This is a genomic window from Bradyrhizobium sp. Kon37, assembly GCF_055807535.1.
Window position 1 is genome coordinate 152,587 of record NZ_JBVVOY010000004.1, and the last position, 21,195, is coordinate 173,781.

Annotated in this window: 19 protein-coding genes and 1 tRNA gene; 7 read left to right on the plus strand and 13 right to left on the minus strand. The window is 63.6% G+C overall.

The genetic code is table 11. The features are described 5' to 3' along the window. Positions 1–300: 300 nt before the first annotated feature. From AC0L3J_RS11430 to AC0L3J_RS11440, 3 genes are all read right to left on the minus strand, one after another. Entirely contained in the window at positions 301–636 is a 336-nt protein-coding gene (locus tag AC0L3J_RS11430; RefSeq protein ID WP_473347032.1) for a hypothetical protein, read from the minus strand. 371 nt (positions 637–1,007) lie between these two features. Then, positions 1,008–1,084, minus strand: a tRNA-His gene (locus AC0L3J_RS11435). A 194-nt stretch (positions 1,085–1,278) separates the two neighbouring features. Beyond that, positions 1,279–1,710 carry a phasin gene (locus tag AC0L3J_RS11440; RefSeq protein ID WP_473347033.1) on the minus strand — a complete coding sequence of 144 codons (432 nt, stop codon included), beginning with the start codon at positions 1,708–1,710 and terminating at the stop codon, positions 1,279–1,281. A gap of 655 nt (positions 1,711–2,365) precedes the next feature. Between AC0L3J_RS11440 and AC0L3J_RS11445 the strand changes: the two genes are divergently transcribed. The 3 genes from AC0L3J_RS11445 (at position 2,366) to AC0L3J_RS11455 (ending at position 7,707) form a co-directional block, all read left to right on the plus strand. Then, the gene (locus AC0L3J_RS11445; RefSeq protein WP_473347035.1) at positions 2,366–5,743 is read left to right on the plus strand and encodes a sensor histidine kinase; all 3,378 of its coding nucleotides are present in this window, start codon (positions 2,366–2,368) and stop codon (positions 5,741–5,743) included. 194 nt (positions 5,744–5,937) lie between these two features. Beyond that, positions 5,938–7,086 (plus strand): AI-2E family transporter, encoded by a 1,149-nt coding sequence (locus AC0L3J_RS11450; protein WP_473347037.1) that lies wholly within the window; start codon positions 5,938–5,940, stop codon positions 7,084–7,086. A gap of 126 nt (positions 7,087–7,212) precedes the next feature. Continuing rightward, on the plus strand, positions 7,213–7,707 hold the full coding sequence (locus tag AC0L3J_RS11455) for an MAPEG family protein (protein ID WP_473347039.1): 495 nt from the start codon (positions 7,213–7,215) through the stop codon (positions 7,705–7,707). 3 nt (positions 7,708–7,710) lie between these two features. Here AC0L3J_RS11455 and AC0L3J_RS11460 read toward each other — a convergent pair whose 3' ends face one another. After that, positions 7,711–9,783, minus strand: coding sequence for a BTAD domain-containing putative transcriptional regulator (locus AC0L3J_RS11460; RefSeq protein WP_473347041.1), 2,073 nt, complete (start codon positions 9,781–9,783; stop codon positions 7,711–7,713). A gap of 82 nt (positions 9,784–9,865) precedes the next feature. On the opposite strand from AC0L3J_RS11460, the gene AC0L3J_RS11465 reads away from it, so the two are divergent. From AC0L3J_RS11465 to AC0L3J_RS11480, 4 genes are all read left to right on the plus strand, one after another. After that, positions 9,866–10,051 carry a hypothetical protein gene (locus AC0L3J_RS11465; protein WP_456767801.1) on the plus strand — a complete coding sequence of 62 codons (186 nt, stop codon included), beginning with the start codon at positions 9,866–9,868 and terminating at the stop codon, positions 10,049–10,051. Positions 10,052–10,093: 42 nt separating this feature from the next. Continuing rightward, the gene (locus tag AC0L3J_RS11470; protein WP_473347042.1) at positions 10,094–10,321 is read left to right on the plus strand and encodes a hypothetical protein; all 228 of its coding nucleotides are present in this window, start codon (positions 10,094–10,096) and stop codon (positions 10,319–10,321) included. Between the two features lie 296 nt (positions 10,322–10,617). After that, complete coding sequence (locus tag AC0L3J_RS11475; RefSeq protein WP_473347043.1) at positions 10,618–10,770, plus strand: hypothetical protein; 153 nt, start codon at positions 10,618–10,620, stop codon at positions 10,768–10,770. A gap of 120 nt (positions 10,771–10,890) precedes the next feature. After that, positions 10,891–11,796, plus strand: coding sequence for a hypothetical protein (locus AC0L3J_RS11480; RefSeq protein ID WP_473347045.1), 906 nt, complete (start codon positions 10,891–10,893; stop codon positions 11,794–11,796). A gap of 85 nt (positions 11,797–11,881) precedes the next feature. Here the strand turns inward: AC0L3J_RS11480 and AC0L3J_RS11485 are convergent, their stop codons facing one another. The 9 genes from AC0L3J_RS11485 to AC0L3J_RS11525 all read right to left on the minus strand — a co-directional run bounded on the left by AC0L3J_RS11485 (position 11,882) and on the right by AC0L3J_RS11525 (position 20,986). After that, positions 11,882–13,054 carry a thiolase family protein gene (locus AC0L3J_RS11485; protein WP_473347047.1) on the minus strand — a complete coding sequence of 391 codons (1,173 nt, stop codon included), beginning with the start codon at positions 13,052–13,054 and terminating at the stop codon, positions 11,882–11,884. Between the two features lie 152 nt (positions 13,055–13,206). Further along, a complete protein-coding gene (serA, locus tag AC0L3J_RS11490; RefSeq protein ID WP_247358003.1) occupies positions 13,207–14,796 on the minus strand; it encodes a phosphoglycerate dehydrogenase in 1,590 nt (529 codons plus the stop codon). A 112-nt stretch (positions 14,797–14,908) separates the two neighbouring features. Beyond that, positions 14,909–16,081 carry a phosphoserine transaminase gene (locus AC0L3J_RS11495; RefSeq protein WP_473347049.1) on the minus strand — a complete coding sequence of 391 codons (1,173 nt, stop codon included), beginning with the start codon at positions 16,079–16,081 and terminating at the stop codon, positions 14,909–14,911. 79 nt (positions 16,082–16,160) lie between these two features. Next, the gene (locus tag AC0L3J_RS11500) at positions 16,161–16,367 is read right to left on the minus strand and encodes a hypothetical protein (protein WP_007614735.1); all 207 of its coding nucleotides are present in this window, start codon (positions 16,365–16,367) and stop codon (positions 16,161–16,163) included. Between the two features lie 156 nt (positions 16,368–16,523). Continuing rightward, a complete protein-coding gene (locus AC0L3J_RS11505) occupies positions 16,524–16,988 on the minus strand; it encodes a GNAT family N-acetyltransferase (protein ID WP_473347051.1) in 465 nt (154 codons plus the stop codon). 25 nt (positions 16,989–17,013) lie between these two features. After that, entirely contained in the window at positions 17,014–17,604 is a 591-nt protein-coding gene (locus AC0L3J_RS11510) for a glutathione S-transferase family protein (protein ID WP_473347052.1), read from the minus strand. A 70-nt stretch (positions 17,605–17,674) separates the two neighbouring features. Then, positions 17,675–18,502, minus strand: coding sequence for an outer membrane protein (locus AC0L3J_RS11515; protein ID WP_456767792.1), 828 nt, complete (start codon positions 18,500–18,502; stop codon positions 17,675–17,677). A 168-nt stretch (positions 18,503–18,670) separates the two neighbouring features. Beyond that, positions 18,671–19,504 carry an outer membrane protein gene (locus tag AC0L3J_RS11520; protein WP_473347053.1) on the minus strand — a complete coding sequence of 278 codons (834 nt, stop codon included), beginning with the start codon at positions 19,502–19,504 and terminating at the stop codon, positions 18,671–18,673. A 234-nt stretch (positions 19,505–19,738) separates the two neighbouring features. Continuing rightward, on the minus strand, positions 19,739–20,986 hold the full coding sequence (locus AC0L3J_RS11525) for an MFS transporter (protein ID WP_473347055.1): 1,248 nt from the start codon (positions 20,984–20,986) through the stop codon (positions 19,739–19,741). Positions 20,987–21,195 lie beyond the last annotated feature (209 nt).

Consider the following 21,195-nt stretch of genomic DNA (forward strand, 5'->3'; position numbering starts at 1 on the left):
GTGACCACGGACAAAACTGGCTTTGAGGAGCGTTGCGGATGGGCACTCCCCGCGTCGAGAGTTTCGTGCACTGTCACTGTAATTGGTTCGCGGCGATGCCGACCGGCGCCAACGCCCGCATCTTCGCGGCGTAGTACAAGCGGCTGGTGAACCCGTGTCGGGCGCTGGGGACGCTGCTGGCGGCGGGGATGGTGATCGGGGTGGCGGGGTGCCGGGGTGAGGTAGTGGCGACGATCAGCTTTGCCGCTTTAGTCGCCGCTAGCAGGCGTTACCACTGAGACCCACGGCCACAATGCAGTGTCAGAACATCGATCCAATGGCCTGTGGCGCGTCATCGAGGCCACCAAGCTGAATCGGCCCAAGTTTCATTTTTTCCCGATCCATAGCATCCCTGATTCGGCGCTGGATGATTCGCTCGGGAACGTTCAGGCTTTCCTTTCTGGTTGCGGAGGCGGCCTCAATAAGCTCGGTTGGGATCTCCATGATAGGATCGATGAACACGTACGGCATCCGCTGAGCAGCCTGCGGAACTCGATCTCGGCTCGGACCAAACGCTAAGTACTTAAGCAAGAAGTCAACGGAGATGATCGGGAGGTGTTTTACTTTTTCTCTTATCTCCCAATCCAAACCCTGCATCAACTTCCTCGCCGCGCTATCCAACGTCAAAAGCCAACTAGTGTACCCGAGAGGAGATTTGCCGGCCTGCATTCGCCGATCACTCAGGACTGAGATGAAATTTTCTGCGTCGTGTTCGGCAAGCCTGTTGGCGCTAATGCTGAATGGCCCTTCTTGAGCCCCCCGCCGGTCTTGGTGGATTTTCTTCCAATATCTGCTGATCCGATCTGCGTCACTAACGTCGAAGAATACGCAAAACGGGATCGCCGAGTAACAGATCTCCGCTCGCCCGAAGCGGTTATCCGCAGTTCGCGAAAATAGGATAATGCGACCGCCCAAGGTGGAAGGCCACAAATCCGTTCTACGATGTCGGGCTAAGTCATTGCCGGCGCTGGTACAGTTGGGTGGGCTCGAACCACCGACCTCCTGTTCCACAGACAGGCGCTCTAACCAACTGAGCTACAACTGCATCCTTGCGAGCCGCCCGAGGGGCGCCCTGGAAAGGGCCGGTCACCGAGGGGGGCTGGACGGGGCGGAAACTAGGTGCAACGGGCGTTTTTGGCAAGGCCGCAACACCCTCAAAACGTCCCGCAAACTAGGTTATTTCCAAAGCAAAACCCGGGCTCTAGGCCCGGGTTTCTTAATTAAGACGGCCGCGCCGGATCAGGCGGCGGGGTAGAGCTTCGCGGCGGAGGCCTTGATCGGCTCGACGGTCGCGGTGGCGACGCGCTGGGTCAGCTCGGCGAGCTCCCGGGCCTGGGCCTGGAAGGTCTCGAGCTGCGCCTTGGAATGGTTGGTCCACAGCGCGAACGCATCCTGCGGCGCCTTCACGCTGAACAGCTCCTGGGTGAAGTCGAGATGGGCCTTGGTGTTGGCCTTCGCGAACTCCATCAGCTTGGCGGTGTATTCGCTCACGCCCTTGTGGGCGGACGAGAACACGGCCTCGACGGTGCCATTGTGGGTCTCGGCGGCATCCTTGAACTTGGCGTAGTTCTCGCGGGCCTGCGACACGCCCTTTTCGGCGAACGCACGCACCTGCTCGGGGACCTCGAACGGAATGATCGAGGCAGAAAACGGATCAGTCGCACCTGTCATGGGTATCCCTCACACTAATGAAAAAACGGAGTGAGCCTTCAGGCGCGCCCGCCGGCCAACCGGGTGACGGGTGCGAAGACTGGAAACACAAAACGAATGATGGCTCGCCCAGCGCCGAGACCATGCCTGCCTAAAATGTCAACATTGTGCACCGCAACGGGTTTTGGGGTGCGTTGCGCAAATTTAATCTCGGGGAGGATGAGGTTCCGGGGCTAGGGAACCGGTGGTTGAGGTGTTTTGAGGCCGCTGGCCGCGCGCTTTCCGTTCCCTCCCCCCTTGTGGGGAGGGTCAGGGAGGGGGTGCCGCACGGGGATTCTCTCCGTCGCGCTCAAACCTCAGGGCAACGGCTCACACCTTTTGCTGGGCTTACCCCTCTCCCTCTCCCTCACCCTCCCCCACAAGGGGGGAGGGAACGCAGCTTGGGTGGGGCGCGAGTTCGGGTTGATGCGGAATGACGATCCGCCACACGCGAATCCTGCGGATGCAGTGTCGGCCCGCCTTGCGGGGTCGGGGACATTAAGGTTATCGCGGCTTTAGGCCTTGCCACCTAGGCTTCGGACGTGGACCTGCCCGCGGCTGCGGGCGATACTAACCCTTTCTTAAGGCTGTCATTCCCGGCAGCCTTTGCTGACAAGCGAGACGCGAAGCCGGTCGGATGACGAGTTCGGATTTCCAGTTGCGAGGCGTGGGCGATCCCCGGCTGGCCGTGCACGCGACCTCGCCGCTGCCAGCCTGGCTCTGGTCGATCGACGGCACGCGCGTGCTCTGGGCCAATCCGGTCGGCGCAAGGTTGTTCGGCGCGGCCAATGCCACGGCGTTGGCGGAGAAGACCTTCGGTCCGGCCGACAGCCACCGCCGCCAGATCATCCGGCTGGCCGGCCGGCTGCCTCCGAACGGCGCCATCCGGCTCGAACGGCTGCGCGGCTTCGGGGCGCGGCTCGGCACGCTGATGACCTGCGCCTGTGCCCGGCTCGACTTCGCCGATGGTGGCCGCGCCGTGCTCGTCACCGCGATGGACCCGGGCTTGCGAACCATGCCGCTGGTCGAACGCCTGCTTCGTCTGGTCGACGGCGCCAAGACGCCGATGGCGGCGTTCGCGCCCGACGGCCTGTTCGTCGGCGCCAGCGAAACGGCCCGCACCCTGCTCGGCTTCCGTGACCTCACTGAGGCCGGCCTCGAACAGGCGCGCAGCGATGCGCTTCGCCAGGGCCGCGCCGAGACGCCGATCGGCATCGGCCAGATGGTGCTGCAGCGGGTCGGCACCGGGGCCGATGTCGGCCTGGTCGCACTGATCGAGCCTGCCGTGCGGCAGGCGGCGCCGGCGAGTGATGACGTTAAAGCCGAGGCCGCTGAAGAGGTCGCGCGCGAAGACATCGTTCAGCCTGAGGCTGCGCCGGCCGCTGCTCCAGCCGCGGTGCCGGAGCATGTTCAAGCAGCGCCGCCGCACGAGGCGCCATCCGAAATCGCGCTGTTCGACGCCTTTGCCGAGCCGGTCGACGCGCCGGCGACAGAGATCGTGACGATCCAGCAAGCCGTCCAGCAAGCGGCCGAAGCCGCGCCAGAAACTCCGGTTGAAAACTCGGCCGAAGCCATGGTGTCGCCGCAGGCCGCGCCGACCGTAACAGGCATGGTCGAGCCGCCGTCGGGCCATGAAGAGCCGCCCGCACCGCGTCAGCATCCGCTGCGCTTCCTCTGGAAGGTGGATGCAGAGGGCCGCTTTGCGCTTCTGTCCGACGAGTTCATCCACCTGATCGGTCCGCGCACGGCCGCCGGCTTCGACCGCCCCTGGCGCGAGATCGCCGACGCCTTCGCGCTCGACCCTGACAGCCGCGTGGCGCAGGCACTTGCCAGCAAGGACACCTGGGCCGGGATCACCGTGAACTGGCCGGCCGACGGCGGCGAGCATCTGCCGGTCGAGCTTGCCGGACTTCCGGTTTATGACGGCGAACGCAATTTCGCGGGCTTCAGGGGCTTTGGCGTCTGCCGCGATCTCGACGGCCTCAACCGGCTCGATGCGCTCAGGCGTTTTGAGCTGTTGGCCGAACCGGCGGCGCCGCAAAGCCTGTCGGCCGATGTGGTCGAGCCGGAGCCTGAACCCGAGCCAGTGTTAGAGGCGCCGCCTCCGCCGATCGAGCCGCCCGCACCTGAGCCCACGCCTGAGCCTGAACTGCCCGAACCCACAACCGACGCGAATTCACATCCAACCGATCCGGAAACGCCAGTGGAAACGCCTCCCAATGTCCTGCCGTTCCGAGCGCCCGGCGACACGCGATCGCCGACGCTGACGCCGGTCGAGAACAGCGCGTTCAACGAGCTCGCGCGGCAATTGTCCGAGCGCCTCGAACGCGACAAGGAAACCATCGCGGCATCGGCGGAGCCGGCGGATGCCGAGATCACGCCCGAGGCGCCGACGCCCGAGCCCGAGCCCAAGTCTGAGACGCCGCACGCGCCGGCCGAATGGCTGTCCGCGCCCGCGCCGCCCGCGCACGGCCACAGCCCGCGCGATCGCGCGCTGCTCGACCTGCTGCCAACAGGCATCCTGATCTACCGGCTCGACCGCCTGCTCTACGCCAACCCCGCGTTTCTCGCGCGCATGGGTTATGCCAGCCTGAGCGCACTGGAGAATGCCGGCGGGCTGGACGCGCTCTATGTCGAGCCGGGCGTGTCGGCGGCCAGCAGCACGTCGCAAGCCGGCACGCCTGTCACGATCAGCGCGACGCTCGCCAATGGCGAAGCGCCGCTGCCGACCACCGAGGCGCATCTGCACGCGATCGACTGGGACGGCGAGAGCGCGCATGCACTGATCTGCGCGCTGCCGCAGGCAGCGCCCGTTGCGGCCGTCATCGCGGAGACCGTCATCGCGGAGACCGTCGTCGCCGAGACCATGGTCCGCGAGACCTTCCCGCCCGAGCCCGACGCCGGCGAGGCGGCCGCGGAAGATCTCGCCGCGATCCTCGACACCACGGCCGAGGGCATCGTCATGTTCGACGCCGAAGGCAACATCCACGCCTGCAACCGCAGCGCCGAGGCGCTGTTCGGCTATGACGGCGAGGCGCTGATGCAGCAGAATCTGGTGACGCTGTTCGCGCCGGAGAGCCAGCATGTCGTCATCGACTATCTGGAAAACCTCAAGAGCCAGGACATCGCGAGCCTGCTCGACCACGGCCGCGAGGTGCTGGGACGCGAGAAGAAGGGCGGCGTCATTCCGCTCGCGATGATCATGGGCCGCACCCGGCCCGACGGCCCGAACTTCTTCGCCGTGTTCCGCGACCTCTCGCACAGCAAGCAGGGCGAGAGCGAGCTGACGCAGGCGCGACGCCTCGTCGAAGGGACGGCGAACGCCAAGGCCGACATGCTGGCGCGGATCAGCCACGAGATCCGCACGCCTCTCAACGCCATCATCGGCTTCTCGGAGGTGATGATCTCGGAGCGCTTCGGCACGCTCGGCAACGAGCGCTACGGCGAGTACATCAAGGACATCCGCGCCTCCGGCGAGCGCGTCATCGCCATCATCGACGATCTGCTCGAGCTGTCGCGGATCGAGACCGGCAAGCTCGACCTCAACTTCGCCAACCTCAACCTCAACGATCTGGTCGAGGCCTGCGTGGTGGTGATGCAGCCGCAAGCCAATCGCGAGCGCATCATCATCCGCACCTCGCTCGGCCATGCGCTGCCGCAGGTAAGCGTGGATGCGCGCGCGATGCGGCAGATCTCCATCAATCTGATCTCGAACTCGATCCGGCTTGCCAGCGCCGGCGGCCAGGTCATCGTCTCGACCGCGTTGTCCGACCGCGGCGAGGTCGCCCTTCGCATCCGCGACACCGGCCATGGCCTCAGCGAGCGCGAAGTCGCCGCCGCGATGGAGCCGTTCCGCACCCCGCCGCCCGGCGATGCCGAAGACAGTTCGGCGCTGAGCCTGTCGCTGACCAAGGCCCTGGTCGAAGCCAACCGCGCCCGGTTCAACATCAAGAGCGCGGCGAATTCCGGCACGCTGATCGAAGTGGTGTTCGCACCGGCGCTGGCGCAGGCGTAGGCGGCGACCTCGATTTCCTGCCGGCGGTGCACGGGGGCGTCCGACGAAGGGCGCCACCTCATTGCGACTTCTTCCCGAGCGGAACCGAAGCCCTCGTTGCGGCTTGAAGCCTGGACCCGGCGTTTCTCCTGCTGACAGTTCGACACTGCAGCTCCCGCACCCAGTGACTTCAAATGGCCGAACGAGCGAAATCCGTGGCATCGAAGCAGCGTCCGCCCAAGCGGAGCGACGCGGTGCGGAGCGAGGGCGGCCCGAACACGACTGAGCGAAAGCCGCTGCCCACGGGCGCGGGCGCGCGCATGAACGCACGGGTCGTGCTTGCCCTCGCGCTCGTCGCACTGGCGTTGTGGACGGCGGCGGGATTTCTCCCCGCCTTGATCTGGGCCGCGATTCTCGCAACCAGCCTGTGGCCGCTCTACACCAAGTTTGCGGCACGCGTGAGCTCCGGCCGGTCCAACCTGGCCCCACTGGTCTTCACGCTCGTCGTCGCCCTCATCCTGTTTACGCCGATGTCGCTCGCCGTCTATCAGATCGCGCAACAAGGCGATCTGCTCGTGGGCTGGATGAAACAGGCCGGAGAGAGCGGGATCGAAGTGCCCGATTGGCTCGCTCGCCTTCCGATCGCCGCAGAGAGCATCGAGCAGTGGTGGCGCAGCAATCTTTCCGATCCCAAAGCCGCGACCGCATGGCTGAAAAGCGTCAATGCAGACAACGCATCGGAACTGTTTCGAACGTTCGGCGGACAGCTGCTTCATCGCCTGTTTCTTCTGTTCTTTTCGCTAGTGGCCTTGTTCGTCCTGCTGCGCAACGGCCGGTCGATCTCGGGCCGCGTGCTGGAAACCTGCGATCGGCTTTTCGGTGAGGCGGGAGAGGGTCTCGCCGAGCAAATGGTCGATGCGATCCGCGGCACCGTGAACGGCACGGTGCTGGTCGCCGCGGGCGAGGGATTATTGATCGGCGTGGCCTATTTCGTCGCGGGCGTGCCGCACGCCATCGTATTCACGATATTGACGACGGCCTTCGCCATGCTTCCCTTCGGCGCCTGGCTGGCTTTCACCGCCGCGGCGGTGGTCCTGGTTTCTGGCGGAGGCAGCGGCTTCGCAGCCGCGGGCGTCTTCTTCTGGGGCGCGATCGTCATGTTGGCCGGCGATCATTTCGTATGGCCGACCCTGGTCGGCGACTCGGCGCGGCTGCCGTTTCTGTTCGCGTTCGTCGGAATCTTCGGGGGCCTGGCTGCCTTCGGCCTTCTGGGCTTGTTTTTGGGTCCCGTGATCATGTCGGCGTTGCTGGTGGTCTGGCGCGAGTGGGTGTTTCGACCTGTCGCGATCGAGAAGAACGGTTGACTCATCACGTAAGCACGCGCCGAAAGCAAAAGGCACGGCGCTGGCGAAGGCGTAGAGGCAAGATCAGGCTGGGACTGGACTGGCGGCTGCCTTTACGTAGTGGCGCAACCCGCTCGGACATGTAGTATGGCCCTGCCGGAGCGGGGTACCAAATTGGACGGAATCAATCTTCACGATCCCCTCTTCGCCACCTATGTCGTTGCCGCCAGCTTGATCATCCTCAAGGCCGTGGCGATGTCGTGGCTCACCGTAGTCCGGATGGTGAGGGCCCAAGGCGGCTACCGTTCGCCGGAGGACATCAAGAAGACACCACTGAATCCCGCCCCCGATCCGGCGCAGCTTCTTCCCAACGAAGATGTGGAGCGGATCCGCCGGATCCAGATGAACGATCTCGAGAGCCTGCCGTATTTCCTGGTCGCGGGCTTTCTTTATGTTCTCACAAAGCCGTCGCTGCTTCTCGCGCAATGCCTGCTCTACGGCTACGTTGCCTCACGCCTGCTGCATTTTCTCGCCTATCTCACCGGGCAAATTCACGACATTCGCGCAATGCTGTGGACCATAGGCTCGGTCATCCTGGTCTTCATGACCGTGCGCACGCTGCTCGTTGCACTCGGCGCTTGAGGCTCAGTCGGCCACGCCGGCGATCTGCTGGGCCGAAAGGTAGCGTTCAAGCGCCTCGTGCTGCTTGAAAAAGCGCATGGCGCGCAGATCGCGGATCGTCGTTTTTTGTGCCGCATCGCGAACCCGGGTGACCTCGCGGGCTTCCTCCAGCCGGCCGACCCCGACCAGGTTTGCCGCGAGCATGCGATGCCCGGTGCCGTTGCTCGGATTGTGCCGAACCGACTTGCGCGCCCAGGCAACGCCCTCCTCGTACTGCCCGAGGGCAAAGTAGGACGCGGTCAATCCCGTCATCCACATATGGAGCATGCTGTCCTCGGGGCTGAGGACGAGAGACCGATGCAGGCATGCGAGTGCGTTGGCATAATCGCCTCCCATGCTGTCGATCATTCCGAGTACACCCCATGCGAAAGCCGAACTCGGATTGAGCCTTGCGGCTTCGCTGGCGTGAATGCGCCCCTGATCGTTGTCGCCGGCGGGCCCAAACAGCGTGAAGCCATAGACAGCGTGGGCGAAAGCGTCCCCACTATCCTGCTCGACGGCGCGGCGCGCCAGACCGACCGCCTCGGACGCTGCATCCGCAGACATGTTGGCGCCGAGCGGCGGAGCCATCACGAGTCCCCAAGCCAGCGCCGCCAGCGTCGCCGTTCGCTCCTGATCGAGGCTCAGAGACCGCCGAAGCAGATCGATGGCCTTGACGATACCTTCGCGGGTGCCGCCCCATAAATGGTGAAGGCCGCGCAAATACAGATCATAGGCCGAAAGATCAGTTGGCGGCTTGCGGCGTGCGCGTTCGATCTCGGCGCTACGAACGGCGGGATCGACGACCGCGGCAACACTGCTGCTGACGTCGTCCTGCAGATCGAAGATGTCGACCAGGGGGCGGTCGTAGCGATTGGACCAGACCTGGGCCTCGCTTCCGGTATGAGTGAGCTCGGCCGAGACGCGAATGCGGTTGCCCGCCTTGCGAATATGACCGCTCAGGACGTATTGCGCACCGAGTTGCTGCGCAATCTGCCGGCTGGTCATTCCCTTGTCCCGAAGGGCAAAGCTCGATCCAGCCGCGATCACCACCAGCTCACGAAAGCGCGATAGAGCGGTGATGATGTCTGCAGTGACGCCATCGGCGAAGTAGTCCTGTTCGGCGTCACCACCCATATTGCGGAACGGAAGCACCGCCACGGAGGGCCTGTCGTTGCCGATCACGTGCTCCGCCTGGTGCGAAAGGTCTGCCGTCGCCCCCGCTGCCGGCAGAACGATCTTCTGCTCCTGGACCTTGCGCAATTCCGCAGCCAGGGCGGTGGTGGCCGCATCGGGCACGGTGCCGAGCTCTTGCTTCAGCAAGGCAACGACGGCCTGATAATATTTGAGTGCCTCGGCGTTGCGGCCGGCCGCGGACAACGCGCGCATGATCAGGCGGTGCGCATCCTCGCGCATGCTGTTGAGTGCATTGGCACGCTGGCCGGCGAGCAGAGCATCGCCGGCACGTCGCTCGGACAGTTCATGCTCGCCGAGCGCCACCATCGCGCCGACAGCCAGCTCCGATAACCGCTCGCGTTCGCCGGCCAGCCACTCGCTCCAGCCCTCCGCGTTGACCGCGATGTCATCGACGAGGCGCCCGCGATAGAGATCTGCCGCCGCGGTCAGCGCGTCACGGCTGCCCTTTCTGACAAGCCGCTCGAATTGCGGCACATCGCAGGTGATCACAACGGCATTCAACGAAATGAATTCGCCGTCACTCCTGAGAGCACTCTGACCAAGAACTTGACGTAGCTTGAACAGCGCCTGTCGCAGGTTTTGCTTCGCCTGCGCTTCGAAGTGCGATCCCCACAGCAAGGTCGAGAGTTTTTCGCGGTGCTGAGGCTGAGGTGCCGTGCAGGCCAGATAGGCCAGCAATCCCGCGAGCTTCTTGTTCGGCAAGCTGACGGCGCCGTCCGGCCCGATCAGTTCAAAACGTCCAAGAAGTGCGAGAGTAAAATTTGGGCTGGGCGCGGGTGCAGTTTCGGTCATTCCGCCTCGAAAATAAGCAGATGCGCTCACGGATATACATCCTACACGAATTGCCGCCTTAGCGAACAATATTAACGCTGCAGTGACGGCCGAGTGACGCCGGCGACGACGACAGTGGGTTCAGATCGTATCGCGACGAGATGCCGGTTGGTTGATCGACGCGGAGCAATTTCATCCGGAAGTCAGCGTGCGCGCGCACCTCATCATGATCGTCGTTGGCTTGTTCGTGGTCCTCGCCGGATTCGACGCAGCGTTGACGACCTTTGCACACCCGACACTCAGGGCCGCTTCGCAGTCGGCGCCGCCCGTCGCACCGCTCCTTTTCGGAGACGACTGATCGCACGCCGGCATCACAACAGCCATCAAACAGGAGGTCGCATTGACCGACATCGCACAGCAGGGAAGACAATCGCAGAGGTTTCTCGCGTCCGACCAAGAACAGCGATTGGTTTCGATGTGGAGACTTGGAGTGGTCGCCTTCTATGGCTCGCTCCTGGCGCTGGTGATTGCCTTCGCGGCAATGAGCAAGGCGCCCCGAGAGCGCCAAGCCAACTTCGCCTCCGACGATTTCGTTACCCACTACATTTCGAACCCGCCGGCGCCGTAGGCGATCGGGACGAGCGACAGCAAAGCATATGAGGACAATCGTGAACAATCACAACCGTGCTGCGTCTCCAATTCGGGCCAGATCTCCGGCATCGCATGACAGAAAGCGAGCAGGCGGCGAGACGCGCCTGATGATCCTCGTTCTGCTGGGATTCGGCCTCGTTCACGTGATCGGCGCGATCCTCATTCAGCGCGCGTCGACCGAGCGAGGTGATCCGCCCCTGATCCTCGCTTCGCACACCGACTGACGGCCGCCACATGCAGCCGGTTCATGGATCTGAAAAACCAAGAGGTAACATGCCAGCAATCATGCGCACGATTTCCCGCACGGTCCTCTCGGTCATCGGTGCCGAATTGGCGAAGCACGCCCTCTTGTTCTGCGCAGCGTGCGCCTTTGTGTTCGTGCTCTCACGAACCTACGGCCTGGATTTGAGCGCCGGATTCTTCTGACGTTCGCAATGGCGGCCGACATGACTGAAATCTGAAGACGCATCGTCGTCGATGCGCAAGTCCTGAGGAGCTGATATGTACGTTGGCCGGATATTGTCCACGCTTGGCGGACAAGGACCCATGCTCCTGGTGATCTCGCTTTGCGCAGGGCTGGTGATCACTCCCTTCGCTCGTCTCGGCTACGATCTTTTGCCTTTTTCGGCATTTCTTCTGACGCTGGGCTCGTTTCTTACGGCGGGTCTTGCCCCCTCTGAAGCCAGCATTCGTCCGCTCCTGATGGGCGTGGTGCTTGCCTGGGTTGGCCTGGTGCTGCCATTCGCTGCTGCGATTCTGCTGTCCTTTGCTCCGCTTGATCCTGCGCTGCGGGCCGGCGTTCTGCTTTCACTGCTGGCGCCGCCGGTCGGAAGCGCCGCTGCGATCGCCGGAATGCTCGGTTTGCGACCACGTCTCGCACTGCTCGTTTCCATCGCACTGACCTTGCTCACGCCGATCTCGATTCCGAGTTTTGCCACGGTGCTCGGACTTGGAATTGCATTCGACATGGGCGGGCTGGCGATCCGGCTCTTCAGCATTATCGGCGCTGCAGGCCTGGTGGCCTTCTTAGCCATGAGGTTTCGTCGTCATGTGATTCCCGTTCTGCCCGATCAAAGCGCCGCTACCGGGATCGCCGTTGTCGGGCTGATGATCGTGGGGCTTGCCACCTCGCAAGGCATACGGGCGCAATGGACCAGCAACGCCCTGCGTTTCGACGTGATGCTCGCCGCGGCGATCGTGTTCAATTTCGGTCTGTGCGTCCTCGCTGCCATGACGTTCGCGAGACTGGGGTGGCAAACCGCCGGTACCATCGGTCTCGTGAGCGGAAACCGCAACGTCACGCTCGTGTGGGCAGCGGCGAGCTTCGGTCTGCCGTCGCTGGCGGAAGGTTATGTCGCTGCGTGCGTTATCCCGGTCCTCGCGCTTCCCCTCATCATCAAGCTTTGTCTTAGACTACCTTCCTTCAGCCGCTTCATCCCACAAAACCGGTGACCCAAAGAGTGCACGCCTGACCTGCTGCTCGAACAAAGGGCACGGCGCTTGCGGCGCCGTGCCCTTTGCAGTCCTGCAGTCTGTCTCAGCTATAAATCTCGAACAGTCCCGCGCCGCCCTGGCCGCCGCCGATGCACATCGTCACGACGCCCCACTTGGCCTTGCGGCGCTTGCCTTCCTGGAGGATGTGGCCGGTGAGCCGCGCGCCGGTCATGCCGAAGGGATGACCGATCGCGATCGAGCCGCCATTGACGTTGTACTTGGCGGGATCGATGCCGAGCTTGTCGCGCGAATAGAGGCACTGGCTGGCGAAGGCTTCGTTGAGCTCCCAGAGATCGATGTCGTCGATCTTCAGGCCATGACGCTTCAACAGCTTCGGCACGGCAAAGATCGGGCCGATGCCCATCTCGTCCGGCTCGCAGCCCGCCGCCGCCCAGGCGACGAAGCGGCCCATCGGATTGAGGCCGCGCTTCTCGGCGTCCTTGGCTTCCATCAGCACCACGGCCGCGGCGCCGTCCGACAATTGGCTGGCGTTGCCGGCGGTGACGAACTTGCCGGGGCCCCTGACGGGCTCGAGCTTGGCGAGACCTTCCAGCGTGGTCTCGGGCCGGTTGCACTCGTCGCGGTCGACGACGTAATCGACAATCGACTCGGCCTTGGTCGCCTTGTCGACCACTTTCATCTTGGTCTTCATCGGGACGATCTCGTCCTTGAACTTGCCCGCCTGCTGCGCGGCGGCCATGCGGCGCTGCGACTCCAGCGAATATTCGTCCTGATATTCACGGCTGAGATTGTAGCGCTCGGCGACGATATCGGCGGTGTCGATCATCGCCATGAAGATCGCCGGCGCCGTCTTGAGCAGCTCGGGATCGATCGATTCCTTCGGCGTGCCGCCGCCCGGCATCGAGATGCTCTCGACGCCGCCTGCGACGATGCAGTCGGAACCGTCCGAGCGGATCGAGTTGGCGGCCATCGCGATGGTCTGGAGACCGGACGAGCAGAACCGGTTCACCGAGACGCCCCCGGTCGATTTCGGCATTCCCGCCAGCAGCGCGGCCTGGCGGCCGATGTTCGGGGCGCCATGGGCGCAATTGCCGAGATAGCAATCCTCGACATAGTCCTTCTCGACGCCGGCGCGCTCGACCGCGTGCTGGATGGCGTGGGCCGCGAGCGACATCGGCGGGGTGATGTTGAACCCGCCGCGGCCGGATTTCGCGAGGCCCGTGCGTGCATAGGAAACGATGACGGCTTCACGCATTGTTTTCTCCCTTTTCGAACGATTTGACCGGAGCGTCGGTCCAGGTCTTCTCGGCGCCATTGGTACACAATGTCCGGCGGTCGCGGGAGAAATAAAAACGCCGCCCTCGCGAGAGGGCGGCGTTGTTCCGCGGGTCGGAATATGCCGACGGATCAGAACGTCAGCGCCTTGACCTGCTTGACCTGCGGCAGGGCCTGCACCTTGGCGAGCAGATCGGCCGGCACCGCGCCGTCGACCTCGATCAGCGCGATGGCATCGGAGCCCGGCGCGACGCGGCCGAGATGGAAGGTCGCGATGTTGATCTTGGCATCGCCGAGCAGGCTCGCGAACTTGCCGATGAAACCCGGCTTGTCCTCGTTGGTCACGTAGATCATCGACTTGCCAAATTCAGCGTCGACGCGGATGCCCTTGATGTCGACCAGGCGCGGCTTGCCGTCGGCATAGACCGTGCCCGAGACCGACCGCTCCTGCCGCTCGGTGGTGACGGTGACGGTGATCAGGCTTTCATAGTCGCTCTGGGCAGCGCGGACGATCTCGTCCACCACCATGCCGCGCTCCTTGGCGACGACGGGCGCGGAGACGACGTTGACCTCGCCCAGCATTGGCCGCAGCAGGCCCGACAGCACGGCGGAGGTGATCGCCTTGATCTTCATCTCGGCGACGTGGCCTTCATAGGTGATCTCCACCTTGAGGATGCCGCTCTCGGTGAGCTGTCCCGCGAACGAGCCGAGCTTTTCGGCGAGCGCGATGAACGGCTTCAGCTTCGGCGCCTCTTCCGCCGTGATCGAGGGGAAGTTGACGGCATTCGAGATCGCGCCGGTGAGCAGGTAATCCGACATCTGCTCGGCGACCTGCAGCGCGACGTTCTCCTGCGCTTCGGTGGTGGACGCGCCGAGATGCGGCGTGCAGATCACGTTGGGATGACCGAACAGCACGTTCGCGGTGGCGGGCTCCTCGACGAAGACGTCGAAGGCGGCGCCTGCGATGTGCTTGGAATTCAAGGCGTCGACCACGGCCTGCTCGTCGACGAGGCCGCCGCGGGCGCAGTTGATCAGGCGCACGCCCTTCTTCATCTTGGCGATCGCGGCTGCGTCGATGATGTTCTTGGTCTTCTCGGTCAGCGGGGTGTGCAGCGTGATGAAGTCGGCGCGCTTGAGCAGGTCGTCGAGCTCGACCTTCTCGACGCCGATGTCCCTGGCGCGCTCCGGCGACAGGAACGGATCGAACGCGATCACCTTCATGCGCAGGCCGAGCGCGCGGTCGGCGACGATCGAGCCGATGTTGCCGCAGCCGACGACGCCGAGCACCTTGCCGGTGATCTCGACGCCCATGAAGCGGTTCTTCTCCCATTTGCCGGCCTGGGTCGAAGCGTCCGCCTGCGGAATCTCGCGCGCCAGCGCCAGCATCAGGGTGATGGCGTGCTCCGCGGTCGTGATCGAATTGCCGAACGGCGTGTTCATGACGATGATGCCCTTGGCCGTGGCGGCGGGAATCTCGACGTTGTCGACGCCGATGCCGGCGCGGCCGATCACCTTGAGATTGGTCGCCTTCTCGAGGATCTTCGCGGTCGCCTTGGTCGCGGAGCGGATCGCGAGGCCGTCGTAATTGCCGATGATCTCGGCGAGCTTGTCCTTGTCCTTGCCGAGGTTGGGCTGGAAGTCGACCTCGACGCCGCGGTCTTTGAAGATCTGCACGGCGGCCGGAGAGAGCGCGTCGGAAATGAGAACTTTGGGTTTGGTCATGGGAATGTGTCCTCTGCCTTCCTCAAGGGAAGGGCCTTAGACCGGATTGGATGAATGTCTCGGAGCACTTCTCCCTCTCCCCGTTCTTACGGGGAGAGGCGAAGAAAGAAACTTACGCCGCCTTGGCGAGCGCGGCCTTGGTCTCGGCGAAGGCCCAATCGATCCACTGCGTCAGCAGCGCGACATCGCTGGCCTCGACGGTGGCGCCGCACCAGATGCGCAGGCCGGCGGGCGCATCGCGGTAGTACGCGAAGTCGTAGCCCGCGCCTTCCTTCTCGACCAGCGCCACCAGCTTCTTGGAGAAGTCGGCCTGCGCGTCCTCGGAGAGCGAGGTGATCGCGGGATCGGTGAACTTCAGGCACACCGAAGTGTTGGAGCGGATGGCGGCGTCCTTGGCGAGGAAGTCGATCCAGGGCGTCTTCGCCTTCCAGTCGGCGAGCACCTTGGTGTTGGCGTCGGCGCGCGCGATCAGCGCCTTCAGGCCGCCGATCGACTTGGCCCAGTTCAGCGCGTCGAGATAATCCTCGACGCAGAGCATCGACGGCGTGTTGATGGTCTCGCCGACGAAAATGCCTTCGTTGATCTTGCCGCCCTTGGTCATGCGGAAAATCTTCGGCAGCGGCCAGGCCGGCTTGTAGGTTTCGAGCCGCTCCACCGCGCGGGGCGACAGGATCAGCATGCCGTGCGCGGCTTCGCCGCCGAGCGCCTTCTGCCAGGAGAAGGTGACGACATCGAGCTTGGCCCAGTCGAGCGGTTGCGCGAACGCGGCCGAGGTGGCGTCGCAGATGGTCAGGCCTTCGCGGGTCGCGCTGATCCAGTCGGCGTTCGGCACGCGCACGCCCGAAGTGGTGCCGTTCCAGGTGAAGACGACGTCGGACTTCGGATCGACCTTGGAGAGGTCGGGGATCTCACCGTAAGCCGCGTTGAGCTTGGTGACGTCCTTGAGCTTCAATTCCTTGACGATGTCGCTGACCCAGCCCTCGCCAAAGGATTCCCAGGCGAGCGTGGTGACGGGCCGCGCACCCAGCATCGACCACAGTGCCATCTCGACCGCGCCGGTATCGGAAGCCGGCACGATGCCGATGCGATAATCGGCGGGCACTTCGAGCACCTCGCGCGTCAAATCGATCGCGAGCTTGAGCTTGGTCTTGCCGACCTTCGCGCGATGCGAACGGCCGAGCGCTGCGTCCTTGAGATTTTGGGCATTCCATCCGGGGCGCTTGGCGCAGGGGCCGGAGGAAAAATGCGGCACGTTCGGCCGCGAAGCGGGCTTCGCTACAGTCATCGTCTACCCTTCCAGATAGTAAGCCTCCCGTTGGGGGGAGGTGTCCCGCCGCGGCTGATACGGGAATCGGGAAGACCAGTCAAGGAAGTTCCGGGGCCTCACGCGCGAGTGATGGCGCTTCCGGTGCGATTTTGGGGGATTCGACGGCGGCAAGCGCGTTCAACAAGTCCGTGGCTTCGCTGATCAATTGCGCCGCGCGGCGGCGGCTGCCGACTTTCAAAATGCATTTGTCATTGGCCTGCACAACGTAGTCGTTGCCGACCTTGATCATCGAATAGCTTGTCATCGAAATCCCCGAACCGATCGAGCCCGGTTTCGACGTCCCGTAGCACCGTTCGTTCCTTCACCAACGTGAACGCCTTGGCGGTGGTTTATCAGCTCTTAATATGAACGTATGCGCGATCCGATTTCGCTGATCGCGCAAGGCTCATAGCGTGCTGCGTCAAAAGCGGACAGTCATGCCGACGTGACTCGCCGTGAACCCAAGCCGCTTGTAGAAGCGCTGCGCATCCGTTCGCGTCTGATGCGTCAGCAGTTCGACCAGATTGCAGCCGCGCGCCTTCGCTTCCGTCACCGCCCATTGCACCAATTGCTCGCCGATGCCACGGCTGCGGCAATCGGAAGCAACGCGGACGTCTTCGAGCAGACCGCGCAAGCCGCCTTGCGAGCTGAGACCCGGCAGGATCGCCAGTTGCAGGCAGCCGACCACCCTGCCCTTGCTCTCGGCTACCACGAGCTGGAGATTTTGATCGCGCTCGACCCGCGCGAATGCCTCGTAATAGGACGCAGGCAACGGGTCTTCCACGCGCTCGCGAGCGCTTCCGAGATGATCGTCGGCGAGCATCGCCACGATCGCAGCAACATCCTCGCGGCGCGCGGGACGAATGGAGATGGATTCGGCGTTCATAAAGTTACTCCTGCCTCAGCGCGCCTTAACGCACCTTGGGAAGCCCGAAAAAGGTCTCGGCTTCGCCGATCCAGCGGCGGATGGCGGCATAACGACCGAGATCGAAGCCGCCTTCATGCGCGACGCGCGTATAGGCAAGCAGCGAGACGTCGGCAAGCGAAACGTCATCACCGGCGAAGAAGCGGTTTGCCGCCAGATGCTGCTCCATGCGATCGAGCGCCGCATAGCCGCGCTTGACCTTTTCAGGATCGAGCTCGGAGGCGTCCTTGCCGAGATAGACGAGCTGGAAGCGGCACACCGCGATGTAGGGCTCGTGGCTGTATTGTTCCCAGAACAGCCATTCGTCCATCTTGGCGGCGGTGAAGGCATCGCGCGGAATGAGCGCGCTGTCGCGCGCGAGATAACGGATGATGGCATTGGATTGCGCCAGCGTGCGGCCGTCGTCGAAAGCGACGGTGGGCACCTGGCCGGCACCGTTCATCTCGAGGAATTGCGCCGTGCGGCTTTCGCCCTTGCGAGTGTCGATCTCGATCCACTGGTAGGGCAGCGCGAGCTTGTCGCAGACCCACTTCACCTTCAGGCAATTGCCGGAATTGGTATCGCCGTAGATCCGCATCGCTACCCCCCGCTTCTGGAGACAGAGCAGCAGGACTGACCGGGCCTGTCAATTGCCCCGGCGCGCAGGATCAGAACTTGTAGCCGAGGCCAGCACGGACGGTGTTGATGCTGGTGTCAACTGCGGAAGAGAAGCGGATGTATTCGTACTCCGCACGCATGAACAAGCCACCGACCAGATTGACATCGACACCAAGGCCGGCGGTGTAGCCGTAGATCAGGTGATTATGCTGGGCGTTGGTCGAGCTCAACGGCTGTAGCGCCGTGTAAGTCCCCAGCTGGGTCGTGCTCACGCGATCCTGCACATGGGCCGTCTGCACGATGTCGGCATTGCCGAGCGCGGCACCCGCGAACATGTACGGCAGGAAACATCCCCAGGCGTAACCAGCGCGACCGCGAAACGTCCCCATGTCGCTGATGCTGATCGAAGATGTGGAGGTCGCCGTGACGTCATGGAAGTTGCCGTCAGACAGCGCAACGGGGCTGACGCGTCGCTCGCTAGCCGACGCCATTCCGCCGAACTTGCCGTGCAACCAACTCACTTCGAGACCCATCACGACGTCGTCCCACTGCGCGTTGTACCCGACGAAGGCACCGTAGCCGGTCGTGCGCTGCGAAGCCTTACCGAGCCCGAGATTCCACTGCGAGACGCCCATTTCCGCCTCGATCAACGTGTCGGCCAGCAATGAAGCCATCATGTTTTTGGTCGAGCCGTTGAAGTTCTCGTCGGACGAACCATAGCCAGCCTGGGCGCCGATATAGCTGCCTTGCCAGTTGACGTTGGACTTGCTCAGACCGTCGGTGAAGCTGCCGCGCAGGATGGGAAGATCGGAGAGATCAGCCGCGTGCGCGGCAGACACCGTCCCTAACATCGCCGCCGCCAACATCAGCCTACGCATTGCAACGCTCCATCGAACTCGAACTTTCACTGATGATCATGGCTCGTTAACCTTAACCAATGGTTGCGCCGGAGGCTTTCATCGCCGCACGCCATGAAAAATACGCAAAGCAAAACGGCGCGGGATGATCCCGCGCCGTTAAGATGTCTTAAGCGATGAGGCTTGCGATCAGCCCTTGGTGACGAGCGGCGGCATGTAGGCCGGCGTCGGGCTGTTCAGCTCCCAGCGCACGCCGAGCTTGACGTCGTGCGAGGTGATCTCCTTGACCTTGATCGAGGTCGGGCCGGAGGCGCTGTTGTCGAACAAGCGATAGTTGCCGGGCGCGCCGTCGCCGAGGTTCATGTAGCTGTAGGCCAGTTCGACGGTGAAGCCGGGATTGACCTTGTAAGCGAGACCCGCATGTGCGGCGTACGCCAAGTTCCACTTTCCGTTGTCGGCGAAGTAGGCGACGCTGTTAGACAGCACGCCGCCGCTGTACGACACGCCGTCATCGCGGAAGCCGCTGATCTTGTTGTAGGAGCCGCCGACGCCGGCGCCGATGAACGGGGTGATGCACCACCAGGTGCCGAGGTCAACGTAGGCGTTGGCCATCACGACCCACTCGGACTTGCTGCCGGTGTAGTTGTTGACGCCGACGAAGCCGGGTCCAACGACGTTGTCGCTGCCGTGCAGATTGGCTTTGCCACGGTACTGGCCGATCACATCCGCGCGGAACCAGTTATTGAAGCGGTAGCCAACGCCGAGATCGAACAGCGGCGAGGAGTCGAAGCCGAGCCCCTCCGTCGTCTTCGAATACCCAGCCGGCAGGGCGCCGTCGATGCGCTTGGCGCTCTGGTTGGTCATGCCGACGTCGCCGCGCAGATACCAGCCGCCGAAGTCGGCGGGCGGTGCGGGGGGCGCGTACATCGGAGGGGGCGCCGCGATCGGCATGTCGGCGGCGAACGCCATCGAGGAGATCAGGGTTGCCGCACCCGCGGCAAGGAGAGACTTAACGCTACGCATTGGCTTCGTCCTTTTGGCCGGTGAGGCAATACGGCGCCTCACGTTCTGGAAACTCACGGCCCGGACGATGCCAGCAAATGTTTAAGCGCCACTTAACCCTAATTTTTAAGGTTGATTTTTTCTAACCGCACACGCGCATGCGGCGCGAGCGTTGCAAAAATGCAGCGCAAATGCGACGCCGTCGCCGCATGTCCTAACGATGTATGAAGCCGCGCTGCAGCAAGACAGGATCTGTTAACGCGCGTGCTGCGGCAGCTTGGGCAGGAACACCGCAAGCAGGCCGATCGCCGGGAGGTAAGCGCAGACCTGGTAGACGAACGCGATCGAGGTGTGGTCGGCGAGCTTGCCGAGCACGGCGGCGCCAAGGCCGCCGATGCCGAACGCGACACCGAAGAACACGCCGGAGATCATGCCGAAGCGGTGCGGCACCAGCTCCTGCGCGAACACGATGATCGACGACGTCGTCGAGGAGATGATCAGGCCGATGACGACTGATAGCACCGCGCTTGCATAGAGCCCGGCATAGGGCAGCGCCAGCGTGAACGGCAGCGCGCCCAGGATCGAGATCCAGATCACGATCTTGCGGCCGAAGCGATCGCCCAGGGGACCGCCGAGAAAAGCGCCGACCGCATTCGCCGCGAGGAAAATGAAGAGATACATCTGCGCGGCTTGCGTCGACACGTCGAACCGGTCGATCAGATAGAAGATGTAGTAGCTCGACAGGCTCGAGACGTAGAGCTGTTTCGAGAACAACAGCGCGACCAGCACGAGGAGCGCAACGACGACGCGACGCGAGCCCGGCGCGTCGGGATGGGCTTGAGCCACCACAGTCTTCTTCGCCTTGATCTGCGGTTCGTACCAGCGGCCGATGCGCCAGAGGATGAGGATCGCGAGAAAGGCGATCGAGGAGAACCAGGCGATGCTGCCCTGCCCGAACGGCACGACGATGAGCGCGGCGAGCACCGGTCCCATCGAGGTGCCAAAACTGCCGCCGAGCTGGAATACCGATTGCGCAAAACCGTAGCGGCCGCCGGAGGCCAGCCGCGCGATGCGCGCCGATTCCGGGTGAAACACCGCCGAGCCGAGGCCGACCAGCGCGGCGGCGACGAGGATGACGAGATATTGGTGGGCGGCACTGAGCAGCAACAGACCGAAGAAGGTCGAGGCCATGCCGATCGACAGCGAATAGGGCTGCGCCTTCTTGTCGGTGTAGTGGCCGACCACCGGCTGGAGCAGCGAGGCCGTGAACTGGAAGGCCAGCGTGATCATGCCGATCTGCGCGAAGTCGAGCGCGTAAGTGTCCTTCAGGATCGGATACACGGAAGCGATCAGCGATTGCATGGTGTCGTTGAGGAAGTGCGAGAAGCTGATGCCGGCAAGCACGACATAGGCCGGCCCCGCGGCCTTGGCTGTTTGTGCCACGTCGCTGACGATGACGGGCTCGGTCAGCGCTTCCTCTGAGACGACGACTGGCTTGTTCAATGGATCGATCCAGACGCGGCACATTGCCGCGACAAGCTAGTTACGCTGCGCGCGGCGACCGATCCACCGCCAATCGTCGATGGCTGGGATGCGCTTCGCTCCATTCCTTGCGGGGGGTCGTAGCCCGGATGGAGCGCAGCGCAATCCGGGGCCGTTCGCCTGTTGCACGAATCCCGGATTTCGCTGCGCTCCATCCGGGCTACGATCGT